Source organism: Nitrincola alkalisediminis, from assembly GCF_009821115.1.
GTDB classification, from domain to species: Bacteria; Pseudomonadota; Gammaproteobacteria; order Pseudomonadales; family Balneatricaceae; genus Nitrincola; species Nitrincola alkalisediminis.
In genome coordinates this window covers 1-16,461 of record NZ_VYTY01000008.1, presented here as the reverse complement: position 1 = coordinate 16,461, position 16,461 = coordinate 1, and the positions used below count along the sequence as shown (strand labels likewise).

The following is a 16,461-nucleotide window of genomic DNA, read 5'->3' as shown; positions in this document are numbered from 1 at the left end:
AACAGCCAAAAGGCACTGGAGACACACAATGAAAATAATGAAAAAACTCTTATCAGCCGCAATCGCCTCAGCCCTTATCGCAACGACTGCACAAGCGGCCATCAGTGATAATGAAATTCGAATTGGTTATCTTGCAGATATGTCCGGTACCTACCGTGATTTAGCGGGACCAAATGGATTGGTAGCTTTGCAAATGGCTGTTGAGGATGTGGGCGGGCAAGTCAATGGTGCGAATATTCGTGTGGTGAGTGCGGATGATCGAAACAGCCCTGACGTTGCATCCAGTACGGTGCGCCAATGGGTTGAAAACGATGGTGTTGATATGGTGGCGGGTTTAGTCGCGTCTTCGGTGACCATAGCCGCTACCCGCATTCTAGAGCAAAGCAATCGCTTAGGCATAGTGTCTGGATCTGCCGCATCCAGTATTACCAATGAGCATTGTACGCCGAACCACATTCACTATGTTTACGATACTTACCCGCTGGCAAACGGTACGGCTCAAGCGGTTGTTCAGGAAGGTGGGGACAGCTGGTTTATTCTAACCGCGGATTATGCATTTGGTCATGCGCTGGAAGGAGACGTTGAAAAAGTGGTAACCGCGAATGGTGGCACGATCGTACAAAAGGTACGTCATCCTTTCCCTACCGGTGATTTCTCTTCGTTTATTTTACAAGCGCAAAGCTCGGGTGCAAAAGTTGTGGCGTTGGCGAACGCGGGTTCTGACACCACCAATGCCATTACCACCGCAGGTGAGTTTGGTTTAACGCAATCCGGTCAAACGCTGGCGGCATTATTGCTGTTCCTTACAGATGTGCATGCGTTAGGTGTTCAGGCGGCGCAAGGTATTCAGTTGACGACTGGATGGTACTGGGACATGGATGACGATGCGCGTGCTTGGTCTGATCGCTTTATGCAAAGAACCGGTGTACGTCCAACCATGGTTCATGCTGGTATTTACTCAAGTACTGTGCATTATTTGAATGCAGTTAAAGAAGCCGGTACAGATGAGGCGCAAGCTGTTCGTCAGCAAATGATGAATACGCCGATTAATGACATGTTTGCGAAGGGCGGTTATATCCGTGAAGACGGTCGTATGGTGCATGATATGTACCTTGCTCAAGTGAAAACCCCGGCTGAATCTAAAGATGAGTGGGATCTTTATAAGATCGTGAGAACCATTCCTGGTGATGAGGCTTACCGTCCTCTGTCTGAAAGTCAGTGCAAATTAGTCAATAACTAAGCGCAAATGAGTTCACGTCCTTGCAAAGTAATGAAGGGCGTGAACTTAGTTAGGTCGGTTTAGCCAGTATTTTCAGGTAGGGTCTTACTATGAGTATGATTTTCGGAGTACCCATTGCTGTGCTCTCGGGTCAGTTATTGCTTGGGCTTATTAATGGTGCATTTTACGCCTTATTAAGCTTAGGTTTGGCGGTTATCTTTGGTCTTCTTAAGATTATTAACTTCGCCCATGGCGCATTTTATATGTTAGGTGCGTTATGCACAGTTGTTTTATTTAATACCTTAGGTGTTAATTACTGGGTTGCTTTAATACTTGCCCCCTTAATTGTTGGTGTTTTAGGTGTTTTAATTGAATTTTTCTTGCTTAGAAAAATTGCCAATGAAGACCATATTTACAGTTTGTTGTTAACCTTTGGTTTGGCGCTTGTTATCCAAGGGGTTCTAACCAATATCTATGGTGTGTCGGGCTTGCGTTACCCTATACCCGAGGTGTTTAGAGGCGGCGTGAATCTTGGTTTCATGTTCCTTCCTTATTACCGTGCATGGGTTATCGTTGCGGCCTTGGTGGTTTGTATCGGCACTTGGTTCATGATTGAAAAAACAAAATTAGGCTCCTATCTGCGTGCGGGAACAGAAAACTCGCAATTGATGCAGGCATTCGGTATTAACGTGCCACTGTTGGTGAGCTTGACCTATGGTTTTGGGGTTATGTTGGCGGCATTTGCCGGTGTTCTTGCGGCGCCGATCTACTCAGTTACACCCGTCATGGGGGCCAATATCCTGATTATTGTGTTTGCCGTGGTGGTTATTGGAGGAATGGGTTCAATTCTTGGTGCGGTGATCACCGGTTTGGCGATGGGGATTATCGAAGGCTTAACGAAGGTTTTTTATCCTGAAGCGTCAAGTACGGTTATATTTTTGGTGATGGTGTTGGTGTTACTGGTTCGCCCATCGGGTCTGTTTGGGAAGGAGGCATAGTATGACGACTTCAGTGTATGCAAGTCCTGCGCGTAAAAGTGTGCTTGAGCAGAAGCAGCGTTCTGAGCGAAGAAAGCTAATGCTGTACGGTGCGTTTTTTGTGATCGCGTTAATCGCGCCCTATGTGGTGTATCCTGTTTTCTTGATGAAAATACTCTGCTTCGCACTCTTTGCCGTTGCCTTTAATCTGCTGCTTGGCTATGTAGGATTGCTGTCTTTTGGTCATGCGGCCTTTTTGGCGACAGGGGGCTATACCACTGGCTACCTGCTCAGTACTTATTCGGGATTAACACCGGAGTTGGCTATTTTGGCGGGTATGTCAGCCTCGACATTGTTGGGCTTGGGCTTTGGTTTGTTGGCCATTCGTCGTCAAGGTATTTATTTTGCCATGATTACTTTGGCATTAGCGCAGCTCGTGTTTTTCTTTTACGTGCAGTCTTCTTTTACCGGTGGTGAAGACGGTCTGCACGGTATTCCGCGCGGTAAGTTACTCGGGGTCATTAATTTGGCCGATAATCTGGCGATGTACTATTTCGTGTTAGCGGTGTTTATGTTTGGTTTTGCCGTGGTTCATCGGATGGTGCATTCACCCTATGGTCATGTGCTGAAGGCGATCAAAGAGAATGAACCTCGTGCAACATCGCTTGGCTACAATGTGGATCGCTACAAGTTGGTTGCTTTTGTTATCTCGGCTGCCTTGGCAGGCTTGGCGGGCTCAGTAAAAACCATCGTTTTTCAGTTGGCTTCGTTAAATGACGCACATTGGCATATGTCAGGTGAAGTGGTGTTGATGACCTTGGTCGGTGGTGTGGGGACGTTATTAGGCCCTGTTGTGGGTGCTGCATTTGTGGTGAGTCTTGAGCATCAGTTAGCACAAAGTGCACTGGGTGACTGGGTCAACGTGATTTTAGGTGTGATTTTTATTCTCTGCGTATTGATGTTCCGTGCGGGCATTATCGGCGAGTTTCAAAAATTCTATAAAAAGAACTTTAAATAATCAGGTAGTGGGTGAGGATCGAGCATTCCATTCACCCAAATACATGAGGTAACAAATGAACGATTCTATTGTGATTGTCGGAGCGGCTAGAACGCCCATGGGTGGTTTGCAGGGTGACTTAAGCAGTGTCAGATCTCCTGATTTGGGCGCTGTGGCCATTAAAGCGGCGCTTGAGCGTGCGGGAGTGCCCTCAGATAGCGTTGATGAAGTGATTATGGGGTGTGTTTTGCCGGCTGGATTGGGCCAAGCACCTGCTCGACAAGCGGCATTAAAAGCTGGGTTGCCGATTTCCGTTGGTTGTACCACGATTAATAAAATGTGCGGCTCTGGCATGAAGGCTGTCATGCTAGCACATGATCAGTTGCGTGCTGGCAGTGCGGCGGTCATGGTCGCAGGCGGTATGGAAAATATGAGTCAGTCGCCGTACCTGTTGCCTAGAGTTCGTGAAGGATTGCGAATGGGTCATGGAAAAGTGATGGACCATATGTTTATGGACGGTCTCGAAGACGCTTACGAAGGCGGTTTGATGGGAAGCTTTGCTCAGCGCTCAGCCGATGCCCACAGCATAACTCGAGAGGTGATGGATGACTTTGCCATCGCCTCTTTGGAGAAGTCCTTGGCGGCTATCGAGTCCGGCAGCTTTGCGGATGAAATTGCGCCCGTGGCGATTACAACCCGTGCCGGTGAGCAGGTGGTGGCGATTGATGAGCAACCAGGAAAAGCTCGCCTGGATAAAATTCGTTCACTAAAACCCGCTTTTGCAAAAGACGGTACTGTGACGGCGGCAAACTCGAGCTCAATTTCCGATGGTGCTTCAGCCTTGGTGTTGATGAAAGAGTCCGAAGCGCTGAGTCAAGGTTTAAAGCCTTTGGCGCGTATTGTAGCGCATTCTACGCATGCACAATTGCCTGCTGAATTTACCCTGGCGCCGATTGGTGCGATTGAGAAAGTGCTCAAAATGGCGGGCTGGGATAAAGACAGTGTAGATCTTTTTGAAATCAACGAAGCCTTTGCCGTCGTGACCTTGTTGGCTCAGCAAGCGTTAGGGTTGGATGAGCACAAGGTCAATGTTAACGGCGGTGCTTGTGCATTGGGTCACCCGATTGGCTCTAGTGGCTCTAGAATTCTGGTGACGCTGCTTTATGCGCTTCAGAAGCGTCATTTAAAACGTGGGGTTGCTTCTTTATGTATTGGTGGTGGTGAAGCTACAGCCGTTGCATTGGAAATTTGCTAGCTTTTTGGTCCATCTAAGATGTGATCCTAGATGGACATACAGCTTTCAGCTGTTTATTCTATTACGCCTTAAAAACAAGATCAGGGCGAGGGGTAATAAAGGGCATGTTAAAAGCTAAACGCAAAGGTGTCCTGTCGCTTCGCTCTGTATTAACGATTCCCTATGTTGTTTTGGTTGTATGTTTGGCGCTGTCCATTGGTGGCCTTTCATATCAGGCTGGAAGCAAGGCCATTAATACCCTTATAGATCAGCTGTTGCTTGAAACGGTTGGTCGAATCACCCAGGCAATAGATCGTCATATTATTGGTTCCGGCGCTGTGCTCGAAACGGCCTTCCCTATAGGAATGCCGGCACCGATTCCAATTGAGTCTGATATGGCCAATCTTAAAACACGATTTTGGATTGCCACCTCTCTTCATACAGATCCTAATGACTATGTCTATTATGGCAATGAAGCTGGGCAGGGGATTGGTTTGCAGCGCTTATCTGACACTAAGGTAGAACTGCGTTTAAAATTAGAGGCCTCCGAGTATCGAAAAATCTATCATTATGAAGGGATCGATGGGGAAATGCAGCAAGTGCGCGAAGAGGAGCGTTTGTTTGATCCTCGTGTGCGGCCTTGGTATCTGGATGGTAAGGAGTTGCGCGGCCATACGTGGACGTCTATTTACATTGATTTTGGCACGCGACAGTTGATTGCAACGCGCGCGCGTCAAGTTTTGTCGCATGAGGGTGTTTTTGAGGGGGTTGTTGCTACCGATGTTTCCCTTCGTGCTTTAAATGAGTTCGTCGGTCATTTGCGTGTCTCGCCACACGGAATTGCCTTTATTGTTGAGCCGAATGGAAAGCTAATTGCAGCATCCAATACGCCGAATGTGCTTCCAACCGGTGATGGTGAGTTTGTTCGTGTGGCCGTTGAAGATGTAAACGTGCCGATTATGTCAGACGTTTATAGGGCTGTCATTGCCAGCATTGAAGAGCAAGGTGTGCCAGATGAAACTCGGCCTCTGTCTCTTGTTTTTGATGACCAGCTAATCCACGTCGCATTTGATCGTGTGCGAGATGATGCCGGGCTGGATTGGTTGTCGATAGTTGCAGTGCCAGACAGTGACTTTATGTCAGGCATTACCGAAAATATTAAGCGCAGTGTTTATATCGCTGTGGTGGCCATCATTCTTGCCATATTGATTGGTCTGGCTATTCTGAACTGGGTTGCGGCGGATCTGCGTAAGTTAAAAGAAGCCTTAGTGCGAGTGGGTGATGGTGAGCTGGATGCGCCGGTGAATATTTATCGTCGGGATGAGTTGGGTGAATTAGCACGAGGTGTTGAGCAAATGCAAAAGCGCCTGCAAACCGATCCGCTAACAGGCCTGATGAACCGTGATGCCTTTACACTCAAATTACGTAAATTAATTGAAGGGGATCAGCATTACCGTCGTCAGCAGTCGATGGCAGTGCTGTTTATCGACATTAATCGATTCAAGCATATTAACAATGCCTGGGGGCGCGATGCGGGTGATTTGGCGCTGAAAGAAATAGCCACCCGAATCTCGAACGTGATTGAGGCGGATGACTGTCTTGCCCGTTTCTCTGGCGATGAGTTTGTTATTTTGCTTCGCAGTGCTGAGCGTCCGGACAGGGTTAGACGGATAATGGACCAGATAAATCAAGCTCTTTCCGAGCCGCTTGTGTGTTTAAAAATGGATCCATGGCTGTCGTTAACTGCAGCCATGGGGGTCTCATATTATCCCACAGACTCCATTGATGCAGATGGGTTGGTGCGTTTGGCAGACTATGCCATGTACCGTGAAAAAGAGTCGACTCCAATGCATTCTTCTTAAAGTGGGTTACTCCTTATAAGTCGCTTTGCCTAGGCGAATGCTTCGATATTGGCTCGGCGAGATGCCCATGACGTTTCTAAAGGCTCGAGAGAAGTAGTAGGCATCTTCGTAGCCGAGTGTCCAGGCAATCTCACCGATCCGTTGATCGGTGATGTCCAGCAAATGACAGGCGCGTTCAATTTTCATTCGAATAAAGTCATTGATGGGTGTGCTACCCGTCAAGGCTTTGTAACGTTTAATGAAGTGAAATTTCGACAGGTTGGCCGTCGCCGCTAGCGTGTCTATATCTAATGTTTCATGCACGCATCTGAGCATTAGGCTTTGAATGGCGTCCATATCAAATGTTTTGTCAAAGTGATGGCGTGCTTGTGTGTGGAGTAGCGTGATATGGGTGAGCAGTTGGCGCAGTAAGCTGCTTGAGTGGAGGTAGGACTCAAACAACTGAGTCGATTGTCTAAGATCCAAGAGCGCTTCGAAATCAGAGATGAGTCGTGAATGCAATCCCAGTTGCAATACAGGGTGGCGGCTCATTTTTTTGAGAGGGGTGATGAACTCGTCAATCAGTTGTCCTTCACAATGCAACCAATATATGCTCCAAGGCGTTTTGTTATCGGCAAGGTAGCTGTGAATTTCATCTTTGGGTAGCAAAATAAAGTCGCCAGTCGTGATCTTGTATGACTTTAATCCTGCATTAAGTTTTCCGCAGCCATCAACGCAATATATGAGTAGACAGTCATCGTGACGGCTACGAGACATGCTGTGGCCGAATGCGCGCTTGTAATAGCCCATGGCTATAGGGTACAGATCCTTACTGATCGGATGTTTGCTTAGTTCAGTGACTGTGCGGCGTGGGAGAACAAAGCGTGTACTGCCATTTGGAATAGGCCAGGAAGAGGGTTGGCTCATTGCTTAGTATTTTCACTTGGTTGACGTTAAGGTAAACCTTAGTTGAAAGTCGCAATATAGTCCATCATCTTAACAACTTTATCAATCAGTACTGGCTCAATTTCATGTTACAACATATTTGTATTGAAAAATTCCTGATTAGATATTAACGTTAACGTAAAGGTAATATATTATCTTGTCAGGGTCATGTCGGATTAGACAATAACAATAAAGGTAGAGATCAAACGTATGACACATCAAGTACCCATGTTGATTAACGGTGAAATGGTTCAAAGTCAAAGCACGCATTGGATCCCAGTCACCAATCCCGCCACTCAAGATGTGATTGCGCAAGTGCCCTGCGCAACACCTGCAGAAGTCGATCAAGCGGTGTCCGTCGCAAAAGCGGCTTTTCAAACTTGGAAAGAAGTGCCCGTATCAGAGCGTGCGCGTCTTATGTTGCGTTACCAAGCATTGCTGAAAGAGCACCATGATGAATTGGCGACGATTCTAAGCAGCGAAACTGGCAAAACCTTTGAAGATGCCAAAGGTGATGTGTGGCGCGGAATTGAAGTGGTTGAGCATGCTTGCAATATTGCGTCCTTAAGCATGGGCGAAACGGTTGAAAACGTTGCCCGCAAAGTGGATTGCTACAGCTACACCCAGCCGCTTGGCGTGTGTGTCGGTATAACGCCGTTTAATTTCCCGGCGATGATTCCTTTGTGGATGTTCCCAATGGCGATTGCCTGCGGCAACACCTTCGTGCTCAAGCCCTCTGAACAAGATCCCTTAACACCGATGCGTTTGGCCGAGCTTTTCCAAGAGGCTGGCGCACCTGCAGGTTTGTTGCAAGTGATTCACGGCACAAAAGATGTTGTTAATCAGCTTTTGGTTCACCCAGATACACCAGCCATCTCCTTTGTAGGATCTGTTGCCGTGGGCGAGCATATTTACAAAACGGGCACAGATCATATGAAGCGTGTGCAAGCCTTTGCGGGCGCTAAAAACCATATGGTCATTATGCCCGATGCACAAAAATCCCATGTGATTAATAATCTGGTGGGTGCCTCTGTTGGTGCAGCGGGCCAGCGTTGCATGGCGATTTCAGTTGCCGTGTTCGTCGGTGAGTCTCGTCAATGGATTCCAGAGCTGCGCGATGCATTAGCGAAGGTTCGTCCAGGAGCCTGGAATGATCCTGAAGCCGGTTACGGCCCCTTGATCAATCCTCAAGCCAAACAGCGCGTGCTGGACTTTATTCAAGAAGGTAAGGATGCGGGTGCTGAATGCTTGCTGGATGGCAGTGTTTGCCAAGTAGAGGGCTTCCCGAATGGCAACTGGGTTGGGCCGACTTTCTTTACTCAAGTCACTCGTGATATGTCGATCTACCGCGAAGAAATCTTCGGGCCGGTTTTAATTGCGTTGGAAGTCGACACTTTGGAAGAAGCCATCGCACTGATAAATGAAAATCCATACGGTAACGGCACGTCTATCTTTACTGCATCAGGGGCTGCCGCGCGTAAATATCAGCATGAAATACAAGTGGGTCAAGTGGGCATTAACGTACCCGTACCTGTACCACTGCCTTTCTTCTCCTTCACCGGCTGGCGCAAGTCCTTCTACGGTGATCAGCACGCCTATGGTAAGCAAGCGGTGCGTTTCTATACGGAAACCAAAACCGTGACGGCGCGTTGGTTCGAAGACGATATTGCGTCGGGTCCTAACATGACCATTCAGTTGAAATAAGTTTCACCCTAACTGATTGGGCGCGCAGCCCTGTGGAGGTTTTAATGGATTTTGAATTAAACGAAGACCAAATTGCATTTGCGGATATGGCGACGGCGTTTGCTCGCAATGAGTTAGAGCCCCACGCGGCTGAGTGGGATCAAACGCATTTTTTTCCAGTGGATGTGATTCGTAAGGCAGGTGAAATGGGCTTTGCCTCACTCTATTCACCAGAGGCTGTTGGTGGGCTGGGATTAAGCCGTTTGGATGCAAGTATTATTTTCGAACGCTTGTCGATGGGCTGCACTTCAACCACGGCCTACCTGACCATTCACAACATGGTCACTTGGATGGTGACCAGCTTTGCTAAGCCAGAAGTGGTGGAGGCCTATGCCCCTGCGTTGGTGACGGCTGAAAAACTAGGCTCCTATTGCTTAACCGAGCCAAATGCGGGATCGGATGCCGCGTCGTTAAAAACAACCGCTGTTCGGGACGGCGACGTTTACATACTCAACGGCAGCAAGGTCTTTATATCAGGCGCGGGCAGTACCGATGTATTGGTCGTGATGGCGCGCACGGGAGGTGCTGGCGCACGTGGTGTTTCAGCTTTTGTGGTGGATGCGCAGAGTGAAGGCATTAACTACGGGCGTTGCGAAGATAAAATGGGCTGGAACAGTCAGCCGACGCGGATGATTACCTTTGATAATGTTCGGGTTCCAGCCATTAATCTTCTAAGCGAAGAGGGTGATGGTTTTATATTGGCCATGAAGGGCTTGGATGGCGGTCGCATTAATATCGCGTCCTGCTCGGTTGGCACGGCGCAGCAAGCCTTGAACCAAGCGCGCAATTATTTGCTTGAGCGTAAGCAGTTTGGACGTCAAATAGGCGATTTCCAAGGGCTTCAGTTCCGTTTGGCCGATATGGCCACAGAGTTGGTGGCTGCGCGCCAAATGGTGCGTCTGGCTGCCAGTAAACTTGATCGACAAGATCCAGATGCGACGACTTACTGTGCGATGGCAAAGCGCTTTGCCACTGATGTGGGCTTTAAGGTCTGCGACGAAGCTCTGCAGCTCTTTGGTGGTTATGGCTATATCAAAGAGTATCCGATGGAGCGGTTCGTTCGCGATACGCGCGTACACCGGATTCTTGAGGGTACGAATGAAATAATGCGTGTCATTATCGGGCGTCGTGTGTTGGCCGATACCGATACTGAACTTTAGGAGTTGAGCATGTCTGATGCACTTTTGTTAGAAAAACGTGGTCATGTTGCGATTTTGACCTTGAATAATCTGCCTGCAAATACTTGGACAGCCGAGAGTCTGCAAGCCTTAATTGACATCGTTCATTCGCTCAATGACGATCCTGATGTGTGGAGTTTGGTGTTAACCAGTGCCAGTGAGAAGTTTTTCTCAGCCGGAGCCGATCTTAAGCTCTTTGCGGATGGTGATCGCTCAAGGGCGCGAGACATGGCGCGTCTTTTTGGTCAGGCGTTTGAGACACTCAGCCAATTCAGGGGTGTTTCCATTGCCGCGATTAACGGTTATGCCATGGGCGGTGGTCTCGAAGTTGCCTTAGCCTGTGACCTCAGAGTCGCGGAAGAGCAAGCAAAAATGGGGCTGCCTGAAGCAAAAGTAGGATTGCTTCCATGTGCGGGTGGCACACAAAACCTCACGATACTGGTGGGTGAAGGCTGGGCGAAGCGCATGATTTTATGCGCAGAGCAGGTGGATGCCGCTAAAGCGCTTGAGATCGGCTTGGTTGAAGAAGTGGTTGCAAAAGGGCAGGCATTTACACAGGCCTTGGCTTTAGCTGAACAAGCATGTCAGCAAAGTCCTTCATCAATAGCGGCCTGTAAAGCCTTGATTCAAAACAGCCGAAATGCGCATTATCACCAAGGCTATATCCTTGAGCGTGAGTTATTTGTTGATCTTTTTCAAACCGAAGATCAGCGTGAAGGTGTGAATGCATTTTTGCAAAAACGTAAACCTGAATGGAAAAATCGTTAAGGTTTAACAGCGAGGAGTCGTTTATGAGTTGCGTTGTATTTTCTGAACACACCACCAAGAGTGGGCAGCGAATTGGTGAAATTCATTTAAACGCTGAAAAGAGTTTGAATGCCCTAACGCTTGAAATGATCGATTTGCTGTTGCCTCAATTGGAAAAGTGGCGTGATGACCCAGAAATCTGCGCGCTATTTCTAGACAGTGCGGGTGAAAAAGCCTTTTGTGCGGGTGGCGATGTTGTCAAGCTCTATAAAGCCATCGCTAACGAGCCGGATAGTACTTTTCCAGAAGACTTTTTTACGCGTGAGTACCGTTTAGATTATGCTCTTCATACCTATCCCAAGCCGATTATTTGCTGGGGCAGTGGCATTGTGATGGGTGGTGGCATGGGCTTGCTTAGTGGCTGCAGTCACCGAATTGTGACTGAAACCTCGCATTTGGCGATGCCGGAAGTGACCATTGGCTTATACCCTGATGTGGGGGGGAGCTGGTTTCTCAATCGCATGCCGGGACGAACCGGTTTGTTCTTGGGTTTGACGGGTAACCCCATTAATGCCGCAGATGCGTTGTTTTTAGGATTGGCCGACCGTGCAATTCGTAAGGATCTAAGAGACGCATTGATGACGAGCTTGGTGGCGGCGGACTGGACACATCCAGCAGAAGCGGTTATCCAACCCATCCTTAAAGGCTTGGAGATGGAGTCAGCATCCACGTTTGCTGAGATGCCAGCGCCAATACGTGATCACCAGGCCTTGATACGCAAGGTTACAGATCATGTCTCTGTTGTTGATATGCGAGCGGAGCTGCTGAGCCTAGAGACAGAGGATAAATGGGTGTTGCGGGCACAAAAGGCCATCGGTCACGGTAGCCCCGTCTCGATTCATATGATTGCTCGACAGTTGGATAAGTGCCGCCACTTGTCGCTAAAGGAAGTTTTTCAGGAAGAGTTAAACCTCTCAGTTCAATGCTGTCGACATCGAGAGTTTCCCGAAGGGGTGCGAGCGCTGCTGGTCGACAAAGACAATCAACCTAAGTGGACCTTTGATCAGGTGGAGAATGTTGACTCAGCGTTTATTGATGAGTTATTCGAATCGCCTTGGTCGGGAGAGCATCCGCTACAGGATTTGTAACGACGTATTTAGCGGCCGATGTCGAAAGGTATTTTCAATCGTATAAAAACAAAAAAGGTGAAGCGCATGGCGACGATAGGATTTATTGGATTAGGTAATATGGGTGGCCCAATGGCGGCCAATTTGGCAAAAGCCGGTCACAATGTACAGGCCTTTGACTTATCGGCAGAGGCCTTGGCTAAAGCTGTTGAGGCTGGATGCCAATCAATGTCTTCTGCCGTTGATGCTGCACAGGGCGCTGACGTTGTGATTACAATGTTGCCTGCGGGCAAGCACGTTAAATCATTATTAATGAACGCCGATGTCGCGTTGTTTGATTGCGTTCCTGAAGGCACGTTAGTGATTGATTGCTCCACGATTGATGCGCAAACCGCACGCGAGGTTGCGGCCGCGGCGGCAACAAAAGGCATACACTTTATTGATGCACCCGTGTCTGGTGGTGTTGGCGGCGCGCAGGCCGGAACGCTTACGTTTATTGTCGGTGGGGATGCGCAGCAGTATGCAGCGGCTAAGCCTATCTTAGAGGCCATGGGCAAAAACATCTTTCATGCCGGTGATCATGGTGCAGGTCAAGTAGCAAAAGCCTGCAACAATATGATGTTGGCCATTCTGATGGCGGGCACCTGCGAAGCCTTGAATATGGGCATCAAAAATGGCTTAGATCCAGCCGTTCTTTCCGACATTATGAAGCAAAGCTCTGGCAATAATTGGGCGTTGCAGGTCTATAACCCCGTGCCCGGTGTCATGGAAAACGTACCCGCATCACGCGACTATCAAGGTGGCTTCCAGGTCGATCTCATGTTTAAAGACTTGGGATTGGCAATGGACATCAGCCAGCAAAGTGCATGTGCGACGCCAATGGGCTCTGCCGCGAGAGCGCTGTTTAATCTTCATAAGAGCCAAGGGAATGGTCATTTAGATTTCTCGAGCCTAATTCGCTTGTATCAATAGGGATGCAATACCTGCCCAGTCCAAATTGACTGGGCTCATCTCGGTGTACAAAAACAATAATAGAGGTGATGTATGAGTTATTCGCAGGTGTATGCCGCGAGCTTGAAAGATCCGGCTGCCTACTGGACGGAGCAGGCCCAAGCGCTAGACTGGTTTAAAGCCCCAAGTACAGCCTTGATGGCAACAGAACACGGAACCTACCAGTGGTTTTCTGATGGTGAACTGAATTTAAGCTATCTTGCCCTAGATGCACAAATTGCACAGGGGCGTGCAGAGCAGGTCGCGTTGTATTACGACTCGCCAGTGACTCAGACCAAAGAAGCCATCACATACCAAGAGTTGCTTGCACGAGTTGAGCGTTTTGCCGGTGCGCTGAGCGGCTTGGGTGTTGAGAAAGGCGATACGGTCGTTATTTACATGCCAATGATCCCGGAAGCGGCCGTTGCCATGCTGGCATGTGCGCGAATGGGTGCAGTTCACTCAGTGGTGTTTGGTGGGTTTGCTGCCAACGAGTTAGCAATACGCATTGACGATGCCTTACCAAAAGTCATCCTGACGGCGTCATGCGGCATCGAGTTTGATAAGAAAATTGCCTATAAGCCCTTGGTCGATAAAGCGATTAGCTTAGCGGCTCATAAGCCAAAACATACGATTGTCTGTCAGCGACCGATGCTGGTTGCACAAATGGATGCGCATCGAGATCTGGATTGGTATGCCTTCCAAGAGGGCGCTGTTCCTGCAAAAGCGGTTCCGATGAAGGGATCGGACCCCTCGTATATTCTTTATACTTCCGGCACCACTGGCCAACCCAAAGGCATCGTTCGAGATGTCGGTGGATACGCGGTGGCTTTGAAGTACGCCATTCATCAAGTCTATGGGATGCGTGCAGGCGATGTCTGGTGGGGTGCATCTGATATCGGTTGGGTGGTCGGGCATTCCTTTATTGTATACGGCCCATTAATGGGCGGTTGCAGTTCAATATTTTACGAAGGGAAGCCAATTCGCACGCCCGATGCTGGTGCCTTCTGGCGCTTGATTAGTGAATATAAAGTCAACTCGATGTTCTGCGCACCGACGGCCTATCGAGCTGTCCGTAAAGAAGATCCACAAGGCGAACTGGCCAAAGCCTATGACTTAAGCAGTCTTAAATGGATCTTTGTTGCGGGCGAAAAGCTCGACAGCTCAACCTACCAATGGTTAAGCGAATTGTTGTCTGTGCCGATCCTGGATCATTGGTGGCAAACCGAATCTGGCTGGCCGATGACGGCACCCATGATGGGCTGGGAAGACCCATCGCTTCCACGTTTGGGTTCAACCAATAAGCCGATTCCGGGTTATGACATTCAGGTGTTGGATGCCGAGGGTCATGAACTGCCTGCGAATGAAGCGGGTCATATTTGCATTAAGCTTCCGCTTCCGCCGGGGTTTGCATGGAGCATTTGGAAAAATAATGAGCGCTTTAAAACCTCTTATTTGACTGACTTTCCGGGTTACTACCACACGGGAGATGGTGGTTTTAAGGATGATGACGGCTATGTCTTTATTACTGGGCGCACCGATGATGTGATTAATGTGTCGGGGCATCGTCTATCGACAGGTGAGATGGAAGAGGTGGTGGCGGCGCATGCACAGGTGGCGGAATGTGCCGTTATCGGGGTTCACGATGAACTTAAGGGTCAGGTGCCTGTAGCGCTGGTTGTATTAAAGGCGGGAGCCGATATTGAACCTCAGGATTTAGAAGCTGATGTGGTTAACATGATTCGTGATCAGGTTGGTGCGCTGGCATGTTTCAAGCGCGCCATCGTGGTGTCGCGCTTACCTAAAACCCGCTCAGGTAAAATTCTAAGGGCTGTCCTGCGTAAAATTGCTGCAAGTGAGCAGTATGCGACACCCTCAACAATCGATGATGCCAGTATCTTGCCTGAGGTTGAAGAAGCGCTAGTCGCTGCAGGCTTTATTTCATTAGTTGAAAGCAGTCCGTCAGCCTAAACAATGAGCTGAATAGACTTGGAGAACATACGCAATGCAAATACACAATAAAACCTTTGTGATAACGGGTGGAGCGCGCGGTTTAGGTGCGGGTATGGCTGTTCATCTGGCCAAACTCGGAGCCAATGTCGCGTTGATCGATTTGGATGCCGAGGGGCTGCAGCACACAGCGGACGAACTGGTCGCCTTGGGCGTTAAGTCTCAGGGCTACGTTTGTGATATTACCGACGAAGGTCAGGTTGAGTCGACCTTTGCGAGCATTCGTGCCGATTTTGGTCAGATCCACGGCTTGGTGAACAATGCCGGTCTCATGCGTGATGGCATGTTGATCAAAATTAAAGATGGCAAGCTGGTAGATAAGATGTCTTTGAGCCAGTGGAGCTCAGTGGTGAGTGTCAACCTGACGGGAGCCTTTCTCTGTGGCCGTGAGGCGGCTGCGATTATGGCGGAGCAGGGTGAGGGTGGCGTGATAGTGAATGTGTCATCCGTCTCGCGTGCGGGTAATGCAGGGCAAACCAACTATTCTGCAACAAAATCAGGCGTGGCTACCTTGGTGGTCAGCTGGGCAAAAGAGCTGGCGCGGTATGGTATCCGAGTGGGTGGTATTGCGCCGGGTGTGATTGCAACAGAAATGACCGCACAAATGAAGCCTGAAGCAATTGAGCGCATGTTATCCGCAGTGCCTTTACGTCGTTTGGGTGAAATTTCTGAAATGGCACACACCCTACAATATATTGTTGAAAATGACTTCTTCACGGGTCGTATTATTGAGATGGACGGCGGACTTAGAATTTAAAGTTTAATTGTAGAAGTTGTTTTTAATTAATTGAAAATAAATACTATTTTGTTTGGAGTTTGACGATGAAACTACTCGTCGCCGTAAAACGCGTTATCGACTATAACGTGAAAGTCCGTGTTAAGGCCGACCGCTCAGATGTGGATCTGGCCAATGTCAAAATGGCCCTCAATCCTTTCTGTGAAATCGCGGTTGAAGAAGCCGTGCGTTTAAAAGAACAGGGCGTTGCTTCGGAAGTGGTGGTGGTCTCCATTGGTGGCAAAGCCTGTCAGGAACAGTTGCGTACGGCTTTGGCGCTGGGCGCGGATCGTGCCATTCAGGTTGAAGCTCCAGACAGCCCCGATGCGCTATCGGTGGCGCGCATCCTTGCTAAGGTCGCGGAAACTGAACAGCCCGGTCTGATTCTATTGGGCAAGCAAGCCATCGATTCGGACAACAACCAGACCGGCCAAATGCTGGCGGCCTTACTGAACCGCCCACAGGCCACCTTTGCTTCAGAAGTTAAGGTTGAAGGGGAGCATTTGCTGGTGACACGTGAAGTGGACGGTGGTTTGCAAACACTGAAGCTCACACTGCCAGCCGTCGTGACCACTGATCTGCGCTTGAACGAACCCCGCTACGCATCCTTGCCGAATATCATGAAGGCCAAGAAAAAGCCCCTAGAGGTTAAAACCGCTGAAGACTTAGGCGTAACGG

Annotated in this window: 14 protein-coding genes; 13 read left to right on the top strand and 1 reads right to left on the bottom strand. The window is 49.0% G+C overall.

Features of this window, described 5'->3' with window-relative positions; genetic code table 11:
- Positions 1-28 precede the first annotated feature (28 nt).
- The 5 genes from F5971_RS12730 to F5971_RS12710 all read left to right on the top strand — a co-directional run bounded on the left by F5971_RS12730 (position 29) and on the right by F5971_RS12710 (position 6,289).
- Positions 29-1,240 carry an ABC transporter substrate-binding protein gene (locus tag F5971_RS12730; protein ID WP_193495207.1) on the top strand — a complete coding sequence of 404 codons (1,212 nt, stop codon included), beginning with the start codon at positions 29-31 and terminating at the stop codon, positions 1,238-1,240.
- An 89-nt stretch (positions 1,241-1,329) separates the two neighbouring features.
- Positions 1,330-2,217: a branched-chain amino acid ABC transporter permease gene (locus F5971_RS12725; RefSeq protein WP_036513675.1), complete on the top strand. Its 888-nt coding sequence runs from the start codon at positions 1,330-1,332 to the stop codon at positions 2,215-2,217.
- Positions 2,218-2,296: 79 nt separating this feature from the next.
- A complete protein-coding gene (locus F5971_RS12720; protein ID WP_246187808.1) occupies positions 2,297-3,214 on the top strand; it encodes a branched-chain amino acid ABC transporter permease in 918 nt (305 codons plus the stop codon).
- 55 nt (positions 3,215-3,269) lie between these two features.
- Complete coding sequence (locus F5971_RS12715) at positions 3,270-4,448, top strand: acetyl-CoA C-acyltransferase (RefSeq protein WP_193495203.1); 1,179 nt, start codon at positions 3,270-3,272, stop codon at positions 4,446-4,448.
- A gap of 104 nt (positions 4,449-4,552) precedes the next feature.
- Positions 4,553-6,289 (top strand): sensor domain-containing diguanylate cyclase, encoded by a 1,737-nt coding sequence (locus F5971_RS12710; RefSeq protein WP_036513683.1) that lies wholly within the window; start codon positions 4,553-4,555, stop codon positions 6,287-6,289.
- A gap of 6 nt (positions 6,290-6,295) precedes the next feature.
- Here F5971_RS12710 and F5971_RS12705 read toward each other — a convergent pair whose 3' ends face one another.
- The gene (locus tag F5971_RS12705) at positions 6,296-7,195 is read right to left on the bottom strand and encodes an AraC family transcriptional regulator (RefSeq protein ID WP_193495201.1); all 900 of its coding nucleotides are present in this window, start codon (positions 7,193-7,195) and stop codon (positions 6,296-6,298) included.
- Between the two features lie 228 nt (positions 7,196-7,423).
- Between F5971_RS12705 and F5971_RS12700 the strand changes: the two genes are divergently transcribed.
- From F5971_RS12700 to F5971_RS12665, 8 genes are all read left to right on the top strand, one after another.
- Positions 7,424-8,917 carry a CoA-acylating methylmalonate-semialdehyde dehydrogenase gene (locus F5971_RS12700; RefSeq protein WP_036513685.1) on the top strand — a complete coding sequence of 498 codons (1,494 nt, stop codon included), beginning with the start codon at positions 7,424-7,426 and terminating at the stop codon, positions 8,915-8,917.
- A 44-nt stretch (positions 8,918-8,961) separates the two neighbouring features.
- Positions 8,962-10,116, top strand: a complete 1,155-nt coding sequence (locus F5971_RS12695) for an acyl-CoA dehydrogenase family protein (RefSeq protein ID WP_193495199.1) — start codon at positions 8,962-8,964, stop codon at positions 10,114-10,116.
- Positions 10,117-10,125: 9 nt separating this feature from the next.
- On the top strand, positions 10,126-10,902 hold the full coding sequence (locus F5971_RS12690) for an enoyl-CoA hydratase (RefSeq protein ID WP_036513691.1): 777 nt from the start codon (positions 10,126-10,128) through the stop codon (positions 10,900-10,902).
- A gap of 23 nt (positions 10,903-10,925) precedes the next feature.
- On the top strand, positions 10,926-12,029 hold the full coding sequence (locus tag F5971_RS12685) for an enoyl-CoA hydratase/isomerase family protein (RefSeq protein WP_036513693.1): 1,104 nt from the start codon (positions 10,926-10,928) through the stop codon (positions 12,027-12,029).
- A gap of 66 nt (positions 12,030-12,095) precedes the next feature.
- Positions 12,096-12,980 carry a 3-hydroxyisobutyrate dehydrogenase gene (gene mmsB / locus F5971_RS12680; RefSeq protein WP_193495196.1) on the top strand — a complete coding sequence of 295 codons (885 nt, stop codon included), beginning with the start codon at positions 12,096-12,098 and terminating at the stop codon, positions 12,978-12,980.
- Between the two features lie 72 nt (positions 12,981-13,052).
- Positions 13,053-14,969, top strand: a complete 1,917-nt coding sequence (locus F5971_RS12675; protein WP_193495194.1) for an AMP-binding protein — start codon at positions 13,053-13,055, stop codon at positions 14,967-14,969.
- A gap of 34 nt (positions 14,970-15,003) precedes the next feature.
- A complete protein-coding gene (locus F5971_RS12670; protein ID WP_036513698.1) occupies positions 15,004-15,765 on the top strand; it encodes an SDR family oxidoreductase in 762 nt (253 codons plus the stop codon).
- Between the two features lie 65 nt (positions 15,766-15,830).
- Positions 15,831-16,461, top strand: a 631-nt coding sequence (locus F5971_RS12665; RefSeq protein WP_193495191.1) for an electron transfer flavoprotein subunit beta/FixA family protein, incomplete at its 3' end; no start/stop codon positions are given.